Origin of the sequence: Paenibacillus lutimineralis, from assembly GCF_003991425.1 — a bacterium.
GTDB classification, from domain to species: domain Bacteria; phylum Bacillota; class Bacilli; order Paenibacillales; family Paenibacillaceae; genus Fontibacillus; species Fontibacillus lutimineralis.
Genome location: NZ_CP034346.1, coordinates 5,700,535 through 5,718,388, shown reverse-complemented (window position 1 = coordinate 5,718,388; position 17,854 = coordinate 5,700,535). Strand labels below are relative to the sequence as shown.

The window sequence follows — 17,854 nt, the reverse complement described above, 5'->3', positions numbered from 1 at the left end:
TAATTCCATTAGAATAATGACATTAACACATCGATTAATCCTATCGTCTATGATATTAACGGCATAAAAAAGTCGAAAATAATGTTTGACTTGGCATTTTCATTGTGATATTATTATAAAATGTCAGTATTAGAATGCTCTTTATGTCTTTAGTTTACTGAAATGTCAAGAGTTTTTTACGAAGACAATGCATAAAACCGCATAGTTCTACGTATATTATGTACATTTTGGGTAAATCTACTGATACGGAGCCATTAGGACAGTGATGACACGGATAATGACGCTCTTTTTTCGAAAGTGTTCGATAAGGGCTTTTCTTTATTTGTGGATGTGGATGAATCCGTTAGAACCTATTATAAGGGTACAAACACGGGTTCGCAATGATTTTTAAAGTGAGTAGACATAAGGGGTGAGTATAAGTTGGCAGGACATCTTGTTCAATATGGTCGACGCACTCGGCGAAGTTATGCACGAATTAACGAGGTACTCGAAGTTCCAAACCTGATCGAAATCCAACAGAAATCCTATGAGTGGTTCCTTGAAGAAGGACTGCGGGAAATGTTCCAGGACATCTCTCCAATTCAGGATTTCACGGGTAATTTGGTGCTGGAATTTATCGATTATAGTCTCGGCGAACCGAAGTATACGGTAGATGATGCAAAGGAACGCGATGTAACATATGCAGCGCCGCTTCGGGTCAAAGTCCGGCTCATTAATAAGGAAACGGGCGAAGTCAAAGAGCAGGAAGTATTCATGGGAGATTTCCCGCTGATGACGGAAACCGGTACGTTCATTATTAATGGTGCGGAACGGGTAATTGTCAGCCAGTTGGTTCGCTCTCCTAGCGTCTATTTCAGTACTAAAGTAGATAAGAACGGCAAAAAAGCCTATACCGCTACAGTAATCCCGAACCGCGGCGCATGGCTGGAGCTGGAGACGGACGCGAAGGACATTGTGTATGTCCGGATTGACCGTACTCGTAAAATTCCAGTAACCGTACTGCTTCGTGCTCTTGGCTTTGGTACGGACGCCGAGATTCTCGATTTGCTAGGTAATGATGAATATATTCGCAACACACTCGATAAGGACAACACCGACTCTACGGAGAAGGCCCTGATCGAGATTTACGAGCGTCTTCGTCCGGGTGAACCGCCTACGCTAGACAATGCGAAGAGCTTGCTAGTGGCGCGCTTCTTCGATCCAAAACGTTACGATCTGGCCAACGTAGGCCGTTACAAAATTAATAAAAAGTTGCATATCAAGAACCGTCTGTTCAATCATCGTCTTGCTGAGTCTTTGATTGATACTTCGACTGGTGAGATTATTGCAGAAGCAGGTCAAATGGTAGATCGCCGCTTACTTGATGGAATTCTAACCTATCTCGAGAACGGTGTAGGTTTCAAGGATTATCATGTAGCTAATGGTGTTCTTGATGCAGATGATGTCCCTCTGCAAGTGATTGAGGTATTCTCACCAATCGAAGATGGGAAGGTTGTCAAAGTAATTGCCAACCGCAACATCGATAAATCGGTGAAACACATTACTCCAGCGGATATTATCTCGTCGATCAGCTACTTCTTGAACCTGCTTCATGGTATCGGCAGCACTGACGATATTGACCATCTCGGTAACCGCAGACTTCGTTCGGTTGGCGAACTGTTGCAGAACCAGTTCCGTATCGGTTTGTCCCGGATGGAACGCGTTGTGCGCGAGAGAATGTCGATTCAGGACGCAAACTTGATCACGCCGCAGGCTCTGATTAATATTCGTCCGGTAATTGCTTCGATTAAGGAGTTCTTCGGAAGCTCCCAGTTGTCGCAATTTATGGATCAGACGAACCCGCTTGCAGAGCTGACGCATAAGCGTCGTCTGTCAGCACTCGGCCCTGGCGGTCTGACACGGGAACGTGCCGGCATGGAAGTGCGTGACGTTCACCACTCTCACTATGGCCGGATGTGTCCGATCGAGACCCCGGAAGGTCCGAACATTGGTCTGATTAACTCCTTGTCTACCTTCGCCCGTATTAACGAGTACGGCTTCATTGAAGCTCCGTATCGTTGGGTGGATCCGAAGACAGGAGAAGTTACGGAGCAAATCTCTTATCTGACTGCAGATGAAGAGGATAACTATGTTATTGCTCAGGCAAACGCAGAACTTACGGAAGATAACAGATTCAAAGACGAAAATGTTATCGTTCGTTACAATAAACAATCCGATAACATCTTGACGATGCCAAGTGAGCGGGTTGACTACATGGACATCTCTCCAAAACAGGTCGTATCCGTCGCTACGGCGTTGATTCCGTTCCTGGAGAACGATGACTCGAACCGTGCACTGATGGGTTCGAACATGCAGCGGCAGGCTGTTCCGCTTCTGATTCCTAAGGCGCCACTTGTTGGTACTGGTATGGAGCATAAGTCGGCAAAAGACTCCGGTGTATGTATCGTATCCAAATACGACGGAATTATTGAACGCTCGGCAGCTAATGAAATCTGGCTGCGTCGCGTTGAGATGGTGGATGGCAAGGAAGTCAAAGGCGACCTTGTTAAACATAAACTACACAAATTTATGCGCTCGAACCAAGGGACATGCATCAATCAGCGTCCAATTGTGAAGCGCGGCGATGTTATCAAGAAAGGCGATATCCTTGCTGATGGTCCTTCGACAGAGATGGGCGAATTGGCGCTTGGACGCAACGTAGTCGTTGCCTTCATGACTTGGGAAGGTTACAACTATGAGGATGCGATCCTCCTTAGCGAGAAGCTTGTCAAAGAAGATGTCTACACTTCAATTCATATTGAAGAATATGAGTCCGAAGCCCGTGATACGAAGCTGGGACCAGAAGAAATTACACGTGATATTCCGAACGTCGGTGAAGAAGCGCTCCGCAATTTGGATGAGCGTGGTATTATCCGCGTAGGTGCCGAGATTGGCGCAGGCGATATCCTCGTTGGTAAGGTTACTCCGAAGGGTGTAACTGAGTTGACTGCGGAAGAACGTTTGCTACATGCAATCTTCGGTGAGAAGGCTCGCGAAGTTCGCGATACTTCACTTCGTGTTCCTCACGGTACTGATGGTATCGTTGTAGACGTGAAAGTATTTACTCGTGAGAACGGTGATGAGCTTCCACCAGGAGTTAACCAACTCGTTCGTGTATATATTGCCCAAAAACGTAAAATTTCCGAGGGTGACAAGATGGCAGGACGCCATGGTAATAAGGGTGTCGTAGCTCGTATCTTGCCAGAGGAAGATATGCCGTTCATGCCGGACGGTACGCCTGTACAGGTTGTTCTTAACCCACTCGGCGTTCCTTCACGGATGAACATCGGTCAGGTGCTTGAAGTGCATTTGGGTATGGCTGCTCTCCAACTCGGTATTCACGTGGCTACTCCTGTATTTGACGGCGCCAATGAGTATGACGTCTTCGATACGATGGAAGAAGCGGGAATGCAGCGCAATGGTAAGACGATCTTGTATGACGGACGTACAGGTGAAGAATTCGAACGTGAAGTTACTGTTGGCGTCATGCATATGATCAAACTGGCGCACATGGTTGACGATAAGATCCATGCCCGTTCAACAGGTCCTTACTCGCTCGTTACGCAGCAGCCACTTGGCGGTAAAGCTCAATTCGGTGGACAACGCTTCGGTGAGATGGAAGTGTGGGCGCTAGAAGCTTACGGTGCAGCTTATACGTTGCAGGAAATCCTGACTGTCAAATCCGATGACGTGGTCGGCCGGGTGAAGACCTACGAGTCTATCGTCAAAGGCGAGAACGTCCCTGAACCTGGTGTACCAGAATCGTTCAAAGTCTTGATCAAGGAGCTTCAAAGCTTGGGTATGGATGTTAAGATCCTATCTGGAGATGAGCAAGAGATCGAGATGAAGGAACTTGATGATGAAGATGATGCAACAGGGGATAAACTGAGCCTTAACCTGGAAGGCGCTGAAGTCGGAGTAGAATAAAGTTTTTGGCGGCTTGCCGTCAAATGGTGATAAACCTTGTTAAGGAGGGATGCTCCTTGTTGGATGTCAACAACTTCGAGTATATGAAAATCGGGCTTGCTTCCCCAGAGAAAATTCGTTCTTGGTCCCGCGGAGAAGTTAAAAAACCTGAAACAATTAACTATCGGACATTAAAACCGGAGAAGGAAGGGCTTTTCTGCGAGAAGATCTTCGGCCCAACCAAGGACTGGGAATGTCATTGCGGTAAATATAAAAGAGTTCGTTACAAAGGCGTTGTCTGCGATCGCTGCGGCGTTGAAGTAACGAGAGCGAAGGTTCGTCGCGAGCGGATGGGGCATATTGAACTGGCCGCTCCGGTGTCCCATATTTGGTATTTCAAAGGGATTCCAAGCCGTATGGGCTTGGCACTCGATATGTCGCCACGCTCTCTCGAAGAGATCATTTATTTTGCATCCTATGTTGTTACCGATCCAGGGGAAACTCCACTGGAGAAAAAGCAACTGTTGTCCGAGAAAGAATACCGTAGCTACCGTGAGAAGTATGGCTACGGATTCCAAGCCGGCATGGGTGCGGAAGCAGTTAAGGAATTGCTTCAGGATCTCGATATCGATAAGGAAATGGACTTCCTCAAAGAAGAACTACGTACAGCTCAAGGGCAACGTCGTAACCGGGCAATCAAACGCCTTGAGGTTATCGAAGCATTCCGCAACTCCGGCAACAAACCGGAATGGATGATTCTTGACGTGCTTCCGGTCATTCCACCGGAGCTCCGCCCAATGGTTCAACTCGATGGTGGCCGCTTTGCCACATCAGACTTGAATGATCTGTATCGTCGTGTTATAAACCGTAACAACCGTTTGAAGCGTCTGCTTGATCTTGGCGCTCCTGACATCATCGTTCAGAACGAGAAACGGATGCTGCAAGAAGCAGTTGACGCGCTGATCGACAACGGTCGCCGCGGTCGTCCTGTAACTGGACCGGGTAACCGTCCGTTGAAATCCCTGAGCCACATGCTCAAAGGTAAACAGGGTCGTTTCCGTCAGAACCTGCTCGGTAAACGGGTTGACTATTCCGGTCGTTCCGTAATCGTCGTGGGACCTTATCTGAAGATGTATCAATGTGGTCTGCCGAAGGAAATGGCGCTTGAGCTGTTCAAGCCATTCGTGATGAAAGAGCTGGTTAACAAAGGTCTGGCTCATAATATTAAGAGTGCAAAACGCAAAGTAGAACGCGTTAGCCCAGAAGTTTGGGATGTACTTGAAGAAGTCATTAAGGAACATCCGGTTCTGCTTAACCGTGCGCCTACGCTTCACCGTCTCGGTATCCAAGCCTTTGAACCGATCCTTGTTGAAGGACGCGCCATTCGTCTTCACCCGCTCGTATGTACGGCTTACAACGCCGACTTCGACGGCGACCAAATGGCCGTGCACGTTCCATTGTCCGCAGAAGCTCAAGCGGAAGCTCGGATTCTGATGCTTGCATCGGGCAACATTTTGAACCCGAAAGACGGCAAGCCAGTTGTAACACCTTCTCAGGATATGGTCCTCGGCTCCTACTATCTGACAGTAGATAACAAGGAAGCCAAAGGTACAGGCATGCTCCTGGCTTCTGTAAATGAGGCTGTGTCATTATACCAACGCGGTACTGCTTCCCTGCACGCACGTGTAGCGATTCCGGTTAGAGCGCTGAATAAGACTTCATTTACTGAGAAACAACAAAATGCATTATTGGTTACGACGGTGGGTAAGATTATCTTCAACGAAATCTTCCCGGCTAGCTTCCCATACATTAACGAAGCGACTCGTACCAATTTGCTTGAGGGAACTCCAGATCATTACTTCATCTATGAGAAGGGCGCTAATATTCAAGAGCGCATCATGGGCGAGAAGCTAATGAGCGGGGTAGGCAAGGAGTATTTGGGCGAAATTATCGGCCGTTGCTTTGAAATTTATCAGACGACGGAAACTTCGGTAATTCTCGACAGAATCAAACAAACCGGCTTTACGTATTCGACGCGCGCAGGTGTTAGTATCGCGGTATCCGACGTTGTCGTGCCTGATGCGAAGCAAGAAATCATGCGTGAGTCTGATGAAAAAGTGCAAGTTATTACAAATCAATATCGTCGTGGCTTGATTACTGATGAAGAACGGTATGACCGCGTTATCGACATCTGGTCGAAGGCGAAGGACCAAATTACCGATGTCCTGATGAAATCCATGGATCGCTTCAACTCGATCATGCTCATGGTTGACTCTAAGGCACGGGGTAATAAATCGCAGATCACCCAGCTCGGTGGTATGCGGGGTCTCATGGCTACGCCATCTGGCCGAATTTATGAACTGCCAATCAAAGCGAACTTCCGTGAGGGTCTGACAGTCTTGGAGTACTTTATCTCCACGCACGGTGCGCGTAAAGGTCTGGCTGATACAGCGCTTCGTACCGCTGACTCAGGTTACCTGACACGCCGTCTAGTTGACGTTGCGCAGGACGTAATCGTTCGCGAGGATGATTGTGGAACCGACAAAGGTATCATGGTTAGCCAGATTGAAGACGGTAAGGAAATCATCGAGAACCTGTATGACCGTATTGAAGGACGTTACTCCTTCGAGACGATTAAGCATCCGGAGACTGGTGAGATTATCGTTCACCGCAATGACCTGATCGATAGCGACAAGGCGAATGCGATTGTGAATGCAGGTGTTAAGAAGCTGCAGATCCGTTCGGTTCTTAGCTGCCGTGCTCGTCATGGCGTATGTAAGAAGTGCTATGGCCGCAACCTGGCTACTGGTAAACACGTTGAGATTGGTGAGGCAGTCGGTATTATCGCTGCTCAATCCATCGGTGAACCAGGGACCCAGCTTACCATGCGTACGTTCCATACCGGCGGTGTTGCCGGTGACGATATTACGCAAGGTTTGCCACGTATTCAGGAGCTCTTCGAAGCGCGGAATCCAAAAGGGCAAGCTACGATTAGTGAGATCGATGGCGTCGTGAAGGAAATTCGCGAAGCTAAGGATCGTCGTGAAATCGAAGTTGAGGGCGAAGCAGAGACCAAGACCTACTCGGTTACTTACGGTTCCCGTCTGCGCGTAAGCGAAGGACTGCATATTGAAGCAGGGGATGAACTGACCGACGGTTCGATTGACCCGAAAGAAATTCTGCGTATCAAAGGTATTCGTGGCGTACAGAACTACATTCTGCAGGAAGTACAGCGCGTATATCGTAACCAGGGCGTAGAAATTAACGACAAACATATTGAAGTTATGGTTAGACAGATGCTTCGCAAGATCCGTATTGTCGATTCCGGCGATACTACACTCTTGCCAGGCTCGTTCGTCGACCTGCATGAATACGAGAGAGCCAACAAAGACGCGATCTTATCCGGTCAAGAGCCTGCCGTGGCCAAACCGGTATTGCTGGGTATCACCAAGGCATCTCTTGAGACAGATTCCTTCTTGTCGGCAGCATCCTTCCAGGAGACAACTCGTGTCCTCACTGATGCGGCAATCAAAGGCAAAGTGGATAAACTGCTCGGCCTGAAAGAGAATGTCATCATCGGTAAGCTGATTCCGGCAGGTACAGGTATGAACCAGTATCGCAGTGTTCAATTCGATGAGCCGGAAGGCAACGAGGCGACTGAGGAAAATCTGGAGACTGTATCCGTTGAGTAACTAACTTAACATGCGTGATCCGAGCGGAATGATTCCGTTCGGATCACGATTCATGTTTAGGAAGTGAATCTGATTATCAGTGCTCTTAGAGAAGAAGTTTGGCTGGGAAAAACATTGATAGAAATTGCTTGACATCGCCTAACGAGAATGCTAATATATCGTAGTGCGTGAGTACGGAATTCCCTGTACTTTGGAGGACGATGATATGTCTTACGATAAAGAATTACAGGACGCTCATGTTAAGATCGGTACCAAGCAAACGATTCGTATCATCGAGCTTGGACGAGCCGAGGAAGTATATGTAGCTGAAGATGCAGATCCACGTTTGAAATCGAAGATCATCGCATTATGCAATCAACATGCGGTCAAAGTCACTTTGGTGGATACGATGCAAGATCTCGGCAAAGCCTGCGGGATTGAAGTTGGTGCGGCGATGGCTGCGGTTGTAAAACCATAGTTTGATAGGAATGTTTTTGCTGAAGGGATACCTTAATGGCAAAAACTTTTCATTTGTTCTTTTATGAACCGCCTGGGTCTGTGGGCTTAACAAAAAGGTTTGTAAAGAATGTTAAAGAATCGAGGAAGGGGGTGGCAACAACATGCCAACAATTAACCAATTAGTCCGTAAAGGACGTCAAGACAAGGTGTACAAATCTAAATCGCCAGCATTGCAAAGAGGTTATAACGCTCTTAAACGTGAAGCTACCGATCTTAGTTCCCCACAAAAACGTGGTGTTTGTACTCGTGTAGGTACGATGACTCCTAAGAAACCGAACTCCGCACTTCGTAAATATGCCCGTGTTCGTTTGACGAACCGTGTTGAGGTGACGGCTTACATTCCAGGGATCGGTCATAACTTGCAAGAACACAGCGTTGTTTTGATTCGTGGTGGACGGGTAAAAGACCTTCCGGGGGTACGTTATCACATCGTGCGCGGTGCGCTTGATACCGCTGGTGTTAACAACCGGATGCAAGCTCGTTCCAAGTATGGTGCTAAACGTCCAAAAGCTAAGAAATAATATTTCCGAAAAATAGGTTTGGACTAATAATGAAAGGGGGATAACTATGCCACGCAAAGGTCCAGTTACAAAAAGAGACGTATTGCCGGATCCGGTGTATAACAGCAAACTTGTTACTCGCTTGATCAACCGCATTATGATCGATGGTAAGCGCGGTGTTGCACAAAGCATTCTGTACAATTCGTTCAACCTCATTCAAGAACGTACGGGTAATGACCCGATGGAAGTGTTTGAAGCAGCGATTAAGAATATTATGCCAGTCTTGGAAGTTAAAGCTCGCCGTGTAGGTGGTGCTAACTACCAAGTGCCGATCGAAGTTAAACCGGAAAGACGTACTTCCTTAGGATTACGTTGGCTCGTAAACTACTCCCGCAACCGCGGCGAGAAGACTATGGAAGAGCGTTTGGCAGCAGAGATTATCGATGCTTCCAACAACACGGGTGCTTCCGTTAAGAAACGCGAAGACACGCATAAAATGGCTGAAGCGAACAAAGCGTTCGCACACTATCGTTGGTAGGATTCAGCAACTAATAATAAACTTCTATTTTGAAGGGAGAAAAATTGCATGGCAAGAGAGTTCTCCTTGAAAAATACACGTAACATCGGGATCATGGCGCATATTGACGCCGGTAAAACTACCACGACGGAACGTATCTTGTTCTACACCGGTATTAACCATAAGATTGGGGAGACTCATGAAGGCTCCGCAACGATGGACTGGATGGACCAGGAACAAGAGCGCGGAATTACGATTACGTCCGCTGCAACGACCGCTTCTTGGAAAGGTCACCGCGTAAATATCATCGATACCCCGGGACACGTTGACTTCACAGTAGAAGTTGAACGTTCCCTGCGTGTATTGGACGGGGCAGTAGGCGTGTTCAGTGCGAAGGAAGGCGTAGAGCCTCAGTCTGAAACTGTATGGAGACAGGCTGACAAATACAACGTTCCTCGTATCGCTTATGTCAATAAGATGGATATCATCGGCGCAGATTATCTTAACGTAGTTAACGATATGCGCGAGCGTTTGCAAGCAAATGCAGTAGCTATCCAATTGCCTATCGGAGCCGAGAATGATTTTGTCGGAATTATCGACTTGATCGCTCAAAAGGCTTACATGTACAAAGATGACTTAGGTCAAAATATCGAGGAAACTGAAATTCCTGCTGATTATGCAGCGAAAGTTGAAGAACTTCGTGCAGAATTGGTAGAGAAGGTTGCAGAACTTGATGAAGAATTAACTATGAAGTACCTTGAAGGTGAAGAAATCACTATCGAAGAACTGAAAGCAGCTCTTCGTAAAGGTGTAGTAGAAGTTAAGATCTTCCCAGTTGTGTGCGGTTCCTCTTATCGTAACAAAGGCATCCAGCTTATGCTTGATGCAGTCGTAGACTTTTTGCCTGCGCCAATCGATGTACCAAGCATTCAAGGTCACTTGGATGACGGTACTGAGGTTGAACGTCATTCTTCTGACGAAGAGCCGTTCTCCGCGCTTGCATTTAAGATTATGACAGACCCTTACGTTGGTAAACTTACGTTCTTCCGTGTATACTCCGGTATTTTGCAATCCGGTTCGTATGTACTGAATGCAACGAAGAACAAGCGCGAACGTATCGGACGTATCCTGCAAATGCATGCTAACAGCCGTAAAGAGATCAGCGAAGTATACGCTGGTGATATCGCAGCAGCTGTTGGTTTGAAAGACACAGGAACTGGTGATACACTGTGTGATGAGAAGTCTCCAGTAATTCTGGAATCGATGAACTTCCCTGATCCGGTTATCGAAATTGCTGTTGAACCTAAGACAAAAGCGGACCAAGACAAGATGAGCGTTGCCCTCGGTAAATTGACTGAGGAAGACCCTACCCTTCGTGCTCATACGGACGAAGAGACAGGTCAAACGATCTTGGCTGGTATGGGTGAGCTTCACCTCGATATCATCATCGAGCGTATGCGTCGTGAGTTCAAGGTAGATACCAACGTGGGTAAACCACAGGTTGCTTACCGTGAGACATTCAAGATTCCTGCGCGCGTTGAAGGTAAATTCGTTCGCCAATCCGGTGGTCGTGGTCAATACGGTCACGTATGGGTTGAGTTCGAACCGCTTGAAGCAGGTTCAGGCAACCAATTCGAGAGCAAGATTGTCGGTGGTTCGGTTCCTAGAGAATACGTCGCACCTGCTCAACAAGGTATCGAAGAAGCAATGAAGAACGGTGTTCTCGCTGGTTTCCCTGTAGTGGACGTAAAGGCTACAATCGTAGACGGTTCGTACCATGACGTTGACTCCAGTGAAATGGCGTTTAAAATTGCTGGTTCCATGGCGCTTAAGGCTGCTAAGGAAAAAGCACAACCGGTTCTGCTTGAGCCAATCATGAAGGTTGAAGTTACTGTTCCGGAAGAGTACATGGGTGATGTTATGGGTATGCTGAACTCCCGTCGTGGACGTATCGAAGGTATGGACTCACGCGGCGGCGCTCAAATCATTCGCGCGAAAGTGCCTCTTTCCGAAATGTTCGGTTACTCCACAACTCTTCGTTCCGGTACACAAGGACGCGGCGTGTTCTCGATGGAATTGTCTCACTATGAAGAAGTTCCTCGTAACATCTCCGAAGAGATCGTATCGAAACACAAAGGTGCAGAATAATCTTCTGTATTTTCTAGCCGGGAGTGGATGACCTGAATAAGGATTTGCTCCCAGGTTAGTCCAACATATTAATCTTATTTTTAAGGAGGAAATGTTTAAAATGGCAAAGGCTAAATACGAACGTACAAAACCGCATGTTAACATCGGTACAATTGGTCACGTTGACCATGGTAAAACTACTTTGACTGCAGCAATCACAACTGTATTGTCCAAAACTTACGGCGGTGCTGCTATGTCGTTTGATCAAATCGACAAGGCTCCAGAAGAACGCGAACGCGGTATCACAATCTCCACGTCTCACGTTGAATATGAAACTCCTAACCGTCACTATGCACACGTTGACTGCCCAGGACACGCCGACTATGTTAAAAACATGATCACTGGTGCTGCTCAAATGGACGGAGCAATCCTGGTTGTATCCGCAGCTGACGGCCCAATGCCGCAAACTCGCGAGCACATCCTGTTGTCCCGTAACGTAGGCGTTCCTTACATCGTTGTATTCTTGAACAAATGCGACATGGTTGAAGACGCTGAACTTCTTGAATTGGTTGAAATGGAAGTTCGCGACTTGCTGAACGAATACGAATTCCCTGGCGATGATACTCCAATCATCCAAGGTTCCGCTCGTGAATCTCTTATGAACCCAGATGGTGACTGGGCTAAGAAAATCGTTGAGATGTTCGAAATCATCGACGAGTACATTCCGCTTCCAGAGCGTCCAGTTGACAAGCCATTCCTTATGCCTGTCGAGGACGTATTCTCCATCACTGGCCGTGGTACAGTTGCTACAGGCCGTGTAGAGCGTGGTACTGTTAAAGTCGGCGATGAAATCGAAATCGTTGGTATCAAGGAAGAAACTAAGAAATCCGTCGTAACTGGCGTAGAAATGTTCCGTAAATTGCTTGATTCCGCTGAAGCAGGCGACAACATCGGTGCATTGCTCCGTGGTGTTGACCGCGCACAAATCGAGCGTGGCCAAGTATTGGCAAAGCCAGCTTCCGTTAATCCGCATACTGAGTTTTCCGCTCAAGTATACGTATTGACTAAAGAAGAAGGCGGACGTCATAAACCTTTCTTCACTGGCTACCGTCCACAATTCTATTTCCGTACAACTGACGTAACAGGCGTTATCAGCCTGCCAGAAGGTACTGAAATGGTTATGCCTGGCGACAACATCGAAGTTGCTGTTGCCCTGATCTCCCCAATCGCGATTGAAGAAGGAACTCGCTTCTCCATCCGTGAAGGTGGACGTACTGTTGGATCCGGCGCTGTTGTATCCATCAGCAAATAATTCAAGCTTATGCTTCTTAGAGACTCGTTCCTTATGGAACGAGTCTTTTTGCACTGTGCAGTTTGGTTGGATTAAAGCAAAATATTATTCTTTCAGTCGATTGAGCAGAAAAATGTCGTAATAAGTCGAATTATAGGGTAATTTGGCTTTACATTTATGGGTTATCATCGTTATAATGCCCTCAAGTAGTCCGAGGTCCTTACATTTAAATCGGGGGTTATTATGATGAGATGCCCTTTTTCTAATTTGAAGCGTTCATTCTTAGCAGAGCACAAGGTTATGTTCAACGATCGCAGTGGGAATTCTCCAGATAGGCAAATTGATGAACAAACCTATGCTATTGAGGATGAGGCGGAGGTCAATGCTCAATTGAAGATGATCCACTTCACTGATACAGATCTGGACGTTCTAAGGCAGATGCGGCCGGTTATAGCGAAGCATATGGAGTGGATCGTCGATTCTTTCTATCAGTCTGTTCTAGGTGTAGATAAGCTTAAGGAGATCATAGAGCAACATAGTACGATCGAACGACTTAAACAGACGCTGGAGGGGCATTTGCTTGAAATGTTCAACGGTGAAATCGGTCAGGAATTCATCATGAAGCGGCTGGCAATTGCAAAGGTTCATAAGCGGGTTGGGCTGGAGCCGAAGTGGTATTTATCTGCTTTTCAGAATTTGCAAAATGCCGTCATTCAGGTTATTTGTGAGCAGGTTCATGATGAGAAGCAAATGTTGCAGATGATTACCACAACAACGAAGCTGCTTAATTTTGAACAGCAATTAGTGCTTGAAGCTTACGAGAAAGAGAATATTCACGAGAAGGAAGCACAGTATGAACAAGTCAAACAGGAACTCCAACGAAAGATCAGCATATTCAGTAAAGAATTGGAGCTGAAGAGTGAAGATACACGGCGATCTGTAGATAACCTTATCACTGATGCAAATGGGGTAAATGAGGTTATTCAGCACTTGGCTGATTTTGCTGTGTCATCTAAAGGCTTGGCTGAACAAGGCAGAAAGAGTCTTCAGGAACTGAAAAACCGTATCGATTATATTTTTGAGAGCATGCATGCTGTGGAGGAGACAGCACAACACTTAAGCAGCTTCTCACAGCAGATCGGGCAAGTAGCTCAATCGGTCGAGAATATCGCTGGACAGATTCATTTACTCTCGCTTAATGCGGCCATTGAAGCAGCGAGAGCCGGTGAACATGGGCGAGGATTTACAGTGGTAGCGCAGGAGGTCAGGAAGCTATCAGAGGAAGCGAGGTTTACGGTTGCACAAATCAAGGACAAACTTCAGCAATCCTCGAGAATGACAACAGAAGTAATTGAGGCTGTTGGAGGTGCGCAGCAGGCAGCTGGTCAAGGAAGAGAGTATTCAGATTTAAGCAGAGATGTGTTTCTTCATATTATAGGGTCCGTACAGCGCAGCTCGGATGAGATTGTAACTGTGGAGACCCGGATCAAACATCTCGTCTATATAATAGAAGAAATCGGATCAGCCATGTCTCAGGTCGCCAGATCAGCAGAGCAATTGAACGCGGCATCCTCAGAATTATAAGATTCAACAATTATAAGATAAATATAATAAATTTTGCTTGCAATGAGCACAGCTTTTCTATATAATAATGAATGTTGTTCTGTGACGTTGCGATGATGTGGGAGGTTACTGACACACCCGGCCCCTTTGCCATGGGGTGGGCAGTTAGAAAATTTCCACGGAGTATGTCCGATCTCAAATTGGGCGATAGAAGGAGGGAATGAAATGGCAAAGCAAAAAATTCGTATTCGTTTGAAAGCTTACGACCACAGAATTCTTGATCAATCCGCAGAGAAAATCGTTGAAACGGCAAAACGTTCGGGTGCTGGTGTATCTGGACCGATTCCGCTTCCAACTGAAAAACAAGTGATTACTATTCTCCGTGCGGTACACAAGTACAAGGATTCTCGGGAACAATTCGAAATGCGTACTCATAAGCGTTTGATCGATATTGTGAACCCGACTCCACAAACTGTGGATGCCTTGATGCGCTTGGACCTGCCGTCCGGTGTAGATATCGAGATTAAATTGTAATATCCATTATTGAATGGAAACGAAAGAGGAAAAGAGGTGTCAACATGAAAGGTATCTTAGGGAAAAAGCTCGGAATGACTCAAGTATTTACCCCAGAAGGTAATGTCATTCCTGTAACAGTTATTGAAGCAAGTTCTAACGTAGTTCTGCAAAAGAAAGACGTAGAGAACGATGGCTATGAAGCGATCCAACTTGGTTACTCCGATAAGAAAGAAAGCAGAGTAACTAAGCCAGAAGCTGGCCATGCGAAAAAGGCAAATACAACGCCTAAGCGCTACGTTCGCGAAGTTCGCGGTGTTGACTTGGCAGGATATGAAGTTGGCCAGGAGGTCAAGGTTGATGTTTTTGCTGAGGGCGAATTTGTTGACGTAACAGGTATTTCGAAGGGTAAAGGTTTCCAAGGTGTAATCAAGCGTTGGGGACAAAGCCGCGGACCTATGTCTCACGGTTCCCGTTACCATCGTAGACCTGGTTCCATGGGTTCCATCCAAGCAAACCGTGTTCCTAAGGGCAAACGCCTTCCAGGACATATGGGTAGCGACACTGTTACGATTCAAAACCTTGAAATCGTGAGAGTTGATGCAGAACGTAATGTGCTGCTCGTTAAAGGTTCGATCCCAGGTCCTAAAAATAGTTTCGTAAAAGTTAAAGAATCCATTAAAAAATAATTAACTGAAGAAAGGAGGAACAGAGAATGCCAAAAGTAGCACTTTTTAATGTTAGCGGTAGCCAAGTTGGCGAGGTAGAATTGAACGATGCGGTATTCGGTATCGAACCGAACACTCATGTGCTTCATGAAGCTGTTGTTATGCAACGCGCTTCCCTTCGCTTTGGTACCCACAAAGTAAAAGGACGCTCCGAAGTTCGCGGCGGTGGTCGTAAACCTTGGAAGCAAAAAGGAACAGGACGTGCCCGTCAAGGTTCGATCCGTTCTCCGCAATGGGTTGGTGGCGGTATCGTATTTGGACCGACTCCACGCAGCTATGCTTACAAATTGCCGAAGAAAGTTCGTCGTCTGGCGATCAAATCGGCTTTGTCTGCTAAAGTTATTGATCAGGACATTATCGTACTTGATGCATTGAGCTTGAATGCACCTAAGACCAAAGAATTTGCTGCAATCTTGAACAACCTGAAGGTTGATCGCAAGGCGCTTGTAGTAGCTCCTAGCTATGATGACAATGTAGCACTTTCCGCTCGCAATATTCCTGGTGTTAAATTCGTAGCAGCTGACGGCATTAATGTTCTTGACGTGCTCTCGCACGACAAACTGATCATTACGAAGGAAGCAGTTCAGAAGGTAGAGGAGGTGCTCGCGTAATGAAAGATCCTCGTGATATTATTAAGCGTCCATTAATCACAGAACGTACTGCTGATTACATGAACGAGCTTAAATATGTGTTCGAAGTTGACATTCGTGCTAACAAAACCGAAATTAAAAAAGCGGTTGAAGAGATCTTCAAAGTTAAAGTGAGCAATGTGAATACTCTGCGTGTTCCTGGCAAGCCAAAACGTTATGGACGTCATTTCGGTTATACTCCGGAATGGAAGAAAGCGTTCGTGACTTTGACTCCGGACAGCAAACCGCTCGAATTCTTTGAATCGGTATAAAATTGTCTGAAGTAAGGAGGGAAATCTAGTGCCTATTAAAAAGTATAAACCGACATCTCCGGCAAGACGTGGAATGTCCGTATCGACATTCGAAGAAATCACCACAGATACACCGGAGAAATCCTTGCTTGCGCCGCTGAGCAAAACAGCTGGCCGCAACAACCAAGGTAAAATCACTGTGCGTCACCATGGCGGTGGACACAAACGTAAATATCGTATCATCGACTTCAAACGGAACAAAGATGGAATTCCAGGCCGCGTTGCTACTATCGAGTACGACCCGAACCGGACTTCTAACATTGCTTTGATCCACTATACTGACGGTGAAAAACGCTACATTATTGCTCCACAAGGGCTTAAAGTAGGCGATGTTATCGAGTCTGGCGTAGGTTCCGACATCAAAATCGGTAATGCTCTTCCACTCGAGAACATCCCAGTGGGTACAGTTATCCACAACATTGAGCTGCAACCAGGTAAAGGTGGACAACTCGTTCGTGCTGCCGGTACTGAAGCTCAATTGCTCGGTAAAGAAGAAAAATACGTAACAGTTCGTCTTTCTTCTGGCGAAATGCGTAAAATTCTCAAAGTTTGCCGTGCTACAATCGGTTCTGTAGGTAATGCAGACCATGAATTGATCAAGATCGGTAAAGCAGGCCGCAATCGCTGGAAGGGCCAACGTCCTGAAGTTCGCGGTGTTGTTATGAACCCTAACGATCACCCTCACGGTGGTGGTGAAGGTCGTGCTCCGATCGGCCGTAAATCGCCATTGTCTCCTTGGGGCAAACCAACCCTTGGTTACAAAACGCGTAAAAAAGGCAAAGCATCTGATAAGTATATCGTTCGTGGCCGCACGAAGTAATCCGCGCCTCGCGGATCACTTCACGGCATTGAATTATAGTTCGAAACAAGCAGTATGAAGGGAGGATATTCAATGAGCCGTAGTCTTAAAAAAGGACCTTTTATTGACGGATATATGTTGAAAAAGGTGGAAGAAGCGAGCGCATCGAACAAGAAAGTGGTTATTAAAACTTGGTCGCGCCGTTCGACAATTTTTCCACAATTCATCGGCCATACTTTTGGTGTATACGACGGACGTAAACACGTACCGGTATACGTAACAGAGGACATGGTAGGGCATAAACTTGGTGAATTTGCTCCAACCCGTACCTACAAAGGTCATACGGATGACGACAAGAAAACGAGACGCTAAACGATAAGTTCTTCGTTTGAGAGGAGGTAACAACACATGGAAGCTAAAGCACATGTAAAGTCTGTTCGCATTGCTCCCCGCAAAGCTCAACTCGTAGTTGACTTGATCCGTGGTAAGCAAGTTGGCGAAGCGATCGCAATTCTCCGCCATACTCCAAAGGGCGCATCCCCGATCGTGGAGAAGCTTCTGAATTCGGCGATTGCTAATGCTGAACACAACTATTCTATGGATGTAAATAAATTGGTTATTACACAAGCTTACGTAAACCAAGGTCCGACAATGAAACGTTTCCGCCCTCGTGCAATGGGACGTGCTAGCCGGATCAACAAACGCACAAGCCACATTACTTTGGTGGTATCCGAAAAATAA

Annotated in this window: 15 protein-coding genes; all 15 read left to right on the top strand. The window is 46.5% G+C overall.

What is annotated here, in order from left to right:
• Nucleotides 1–420 precede the first annotated feature (420 nt).
• The 15 genes from rpoB (at nt 421) to rplV (ending at nt 17,854) form a co-directional block, all read left to right on the top strand.
• Nucleotides 421–3,966: a DNA-directed RNA polymerase subunit beta gene (gene rpoB / locus EI981_RS25545; protein WP_127003018.1), complete on the top strand. Its 3,546-nt coding sequence runs from the start codon at nt 421–423 to the stop codon at nt 3,964–3,966.
• A gap of 56 nt (nt 3,967–4,022) precedes the next feature.
• Nucleotides 4,023–7,637, top strand: a complete 3,615-nt coding sequence (gene rpoC / locus EI981_RS25540) for a DNA-directed RNA polymerase subunit beta' (RefSeq protein ID WP_127003016.1) — start codon at nt 4,023–4,025, stop codon at nt 7,635–7,637.
• Between the two features lie 205 nt (nt 7,638–7,842).
• Entirely contained in the window at nt 7,843–8,094 is a 252-nt protein-coding gene (locus EI981_RS25535; RefSeq protein WP_127003014.1) for a ribosomal L7Ae/L30e/S12e/Gadd45 family protein, read from the top strand.
• A gap of 142 nt (nt 8,095–8,236) precedes the next feature.
• Entirely contained in the window at nt 8,237–8,656 is a 420-nt protein-coding gene (gene rpsL / locus EI981_RS25530; protein ID WP_068779097.1) for a 30S ribosomal protein S12, read from the top strand.
• A gap of 46 nt (nt 8,657–8,702) precedes the next feature.
• Nucleotides 8,703–9,173, top strand: a complete 471-nt coding sequence (gene rpsG, locus EI981_RS25525; RefSeq protein ID WP_127003012.1) for a 30S ribosomal protein S7 — start codon at nt 8,703–8,705, stop codon at nt 9,171–9,173.
• A 48-nt stretch (nt 9,174–9,221) separates the two neighbouring features.
• Nucleotides 9,222–11,300 (top strand): elongation factor G, encoded by a 2,079-nt coding sequence (fusA, locus tag EI981_RS25520; RefSeq protein WP_127003010.1) that lies wholly within the window; start codon nt 9,222–9,224, stop codon nt 11,298–11,300.
• A gap of 100 nt (nt 11,301–11,400) precedes the next feature.
• Nucleotides 11,401–12,591, top strand: a complete 1,191-nt coding sequence (gene tuf / locus EI981_RS25515) for an elongation factor Tu (protein ID WP_127003008.1) — start codon at nt 11,401–11,403, stop codon at nt 12,589–12,591.
• 225 nt (nt 12,592–12,816) lie between these two features.
• Nucleotides 12,817–14,154, top strand: coding sequence for a globin-coupled sensor protein (locus EI981_RS25510; RefSeq protein ID WP_227011589.1), 1,338 nt, complete (start codon nt 12,817–12,819; stop codon nt 14,152–14,154).
• Between the two features lie 204 nt (nt 14,155–14,358).
• On the top strand, nt 14,359–14,667 hold the full coding sequence (gene rpsJ, locus EI981_RS25505; protein WP_006676490.1) for a 30S ribosomal protein S10: 309 nt from the start codon (nt 14,359–14,361) through the stop codon (nt 14,665–14,667).
• A 44-nt stretch (nt 14,668–14,711) separates the two neighbouring features.
• Nucleotides 14,712–15,335, top strand: coding sequence for a 50S ribosomal protein L3 (gene rplC / locus EI981_RS25500; protein WP_127003004.1), 624 nt, complete (start codon nt 14,712–14,714; stop codon nt 15,333–15,335).
• A gap of 26 nt (nt 15,336–15,361) precedes the next feature.
• Nucleotides 15,362–15,985 (top strand): 50S ribosomal protein L4, encoded by a 624-nt coding sequence (gene rplD / locus EI981_RS25495; RefSeq protein WP_127003002.1) that lies wholly within the window; start codon nt 15,362–15,364, stop codon nt 15,983–15,985.
• Nucleotides 15,985–16,275, top strand: coding sequence for a 50S ribosomal protein L23 (rplW, locus tag EI981_RS25490; protein WP_127003000.1), 291 nt, complete (start codon nt 15,985–15,987; stop codon nt 16,273–16,275). The genes rplD and rplW overlap by 1 nt, the downstream gene beginning before the upstream one ends.
• Before the next feature lie 28 nt (nt 16,276–16,303).
• Nucleotides 16,304–17,134: a 50S ribosomal protein L2 gene (gene rplB / locus EI981_RS25485; protein WP_127002998.1), complete on the top strand. Its 831-nt coding sequence runs from the start codon at nt 16,304–16,306 to the stop codon at nt 17,132–17,134.
• Between the two features lie 72 nt (nt 17,135–17,206).
• Nucleotides 17,207–17,485, top strand: a complete 279-nt coding sequence (gene rpsS / locus EI981_RS25480) for a 30S ribosomal protein S19 (RefSeq protein ID WP_068779105.1) — start codon at nt 17,207–17,209, stop codon at nt 17,483–17,485.
• Between the two features lie 36 nt (nt 17,486–17,521).
• Nucleotides 17,522–17,854: a 50S ribosomal protein L22 gene (gene rplV, locus EI981_RS25475; RefSeq protein WP_127002996.1), complete on the top strand. Its 333-nt coding sequence runs from the start codon at nt 17,522–17,524 to the stop codon at nt 17,852–17,854.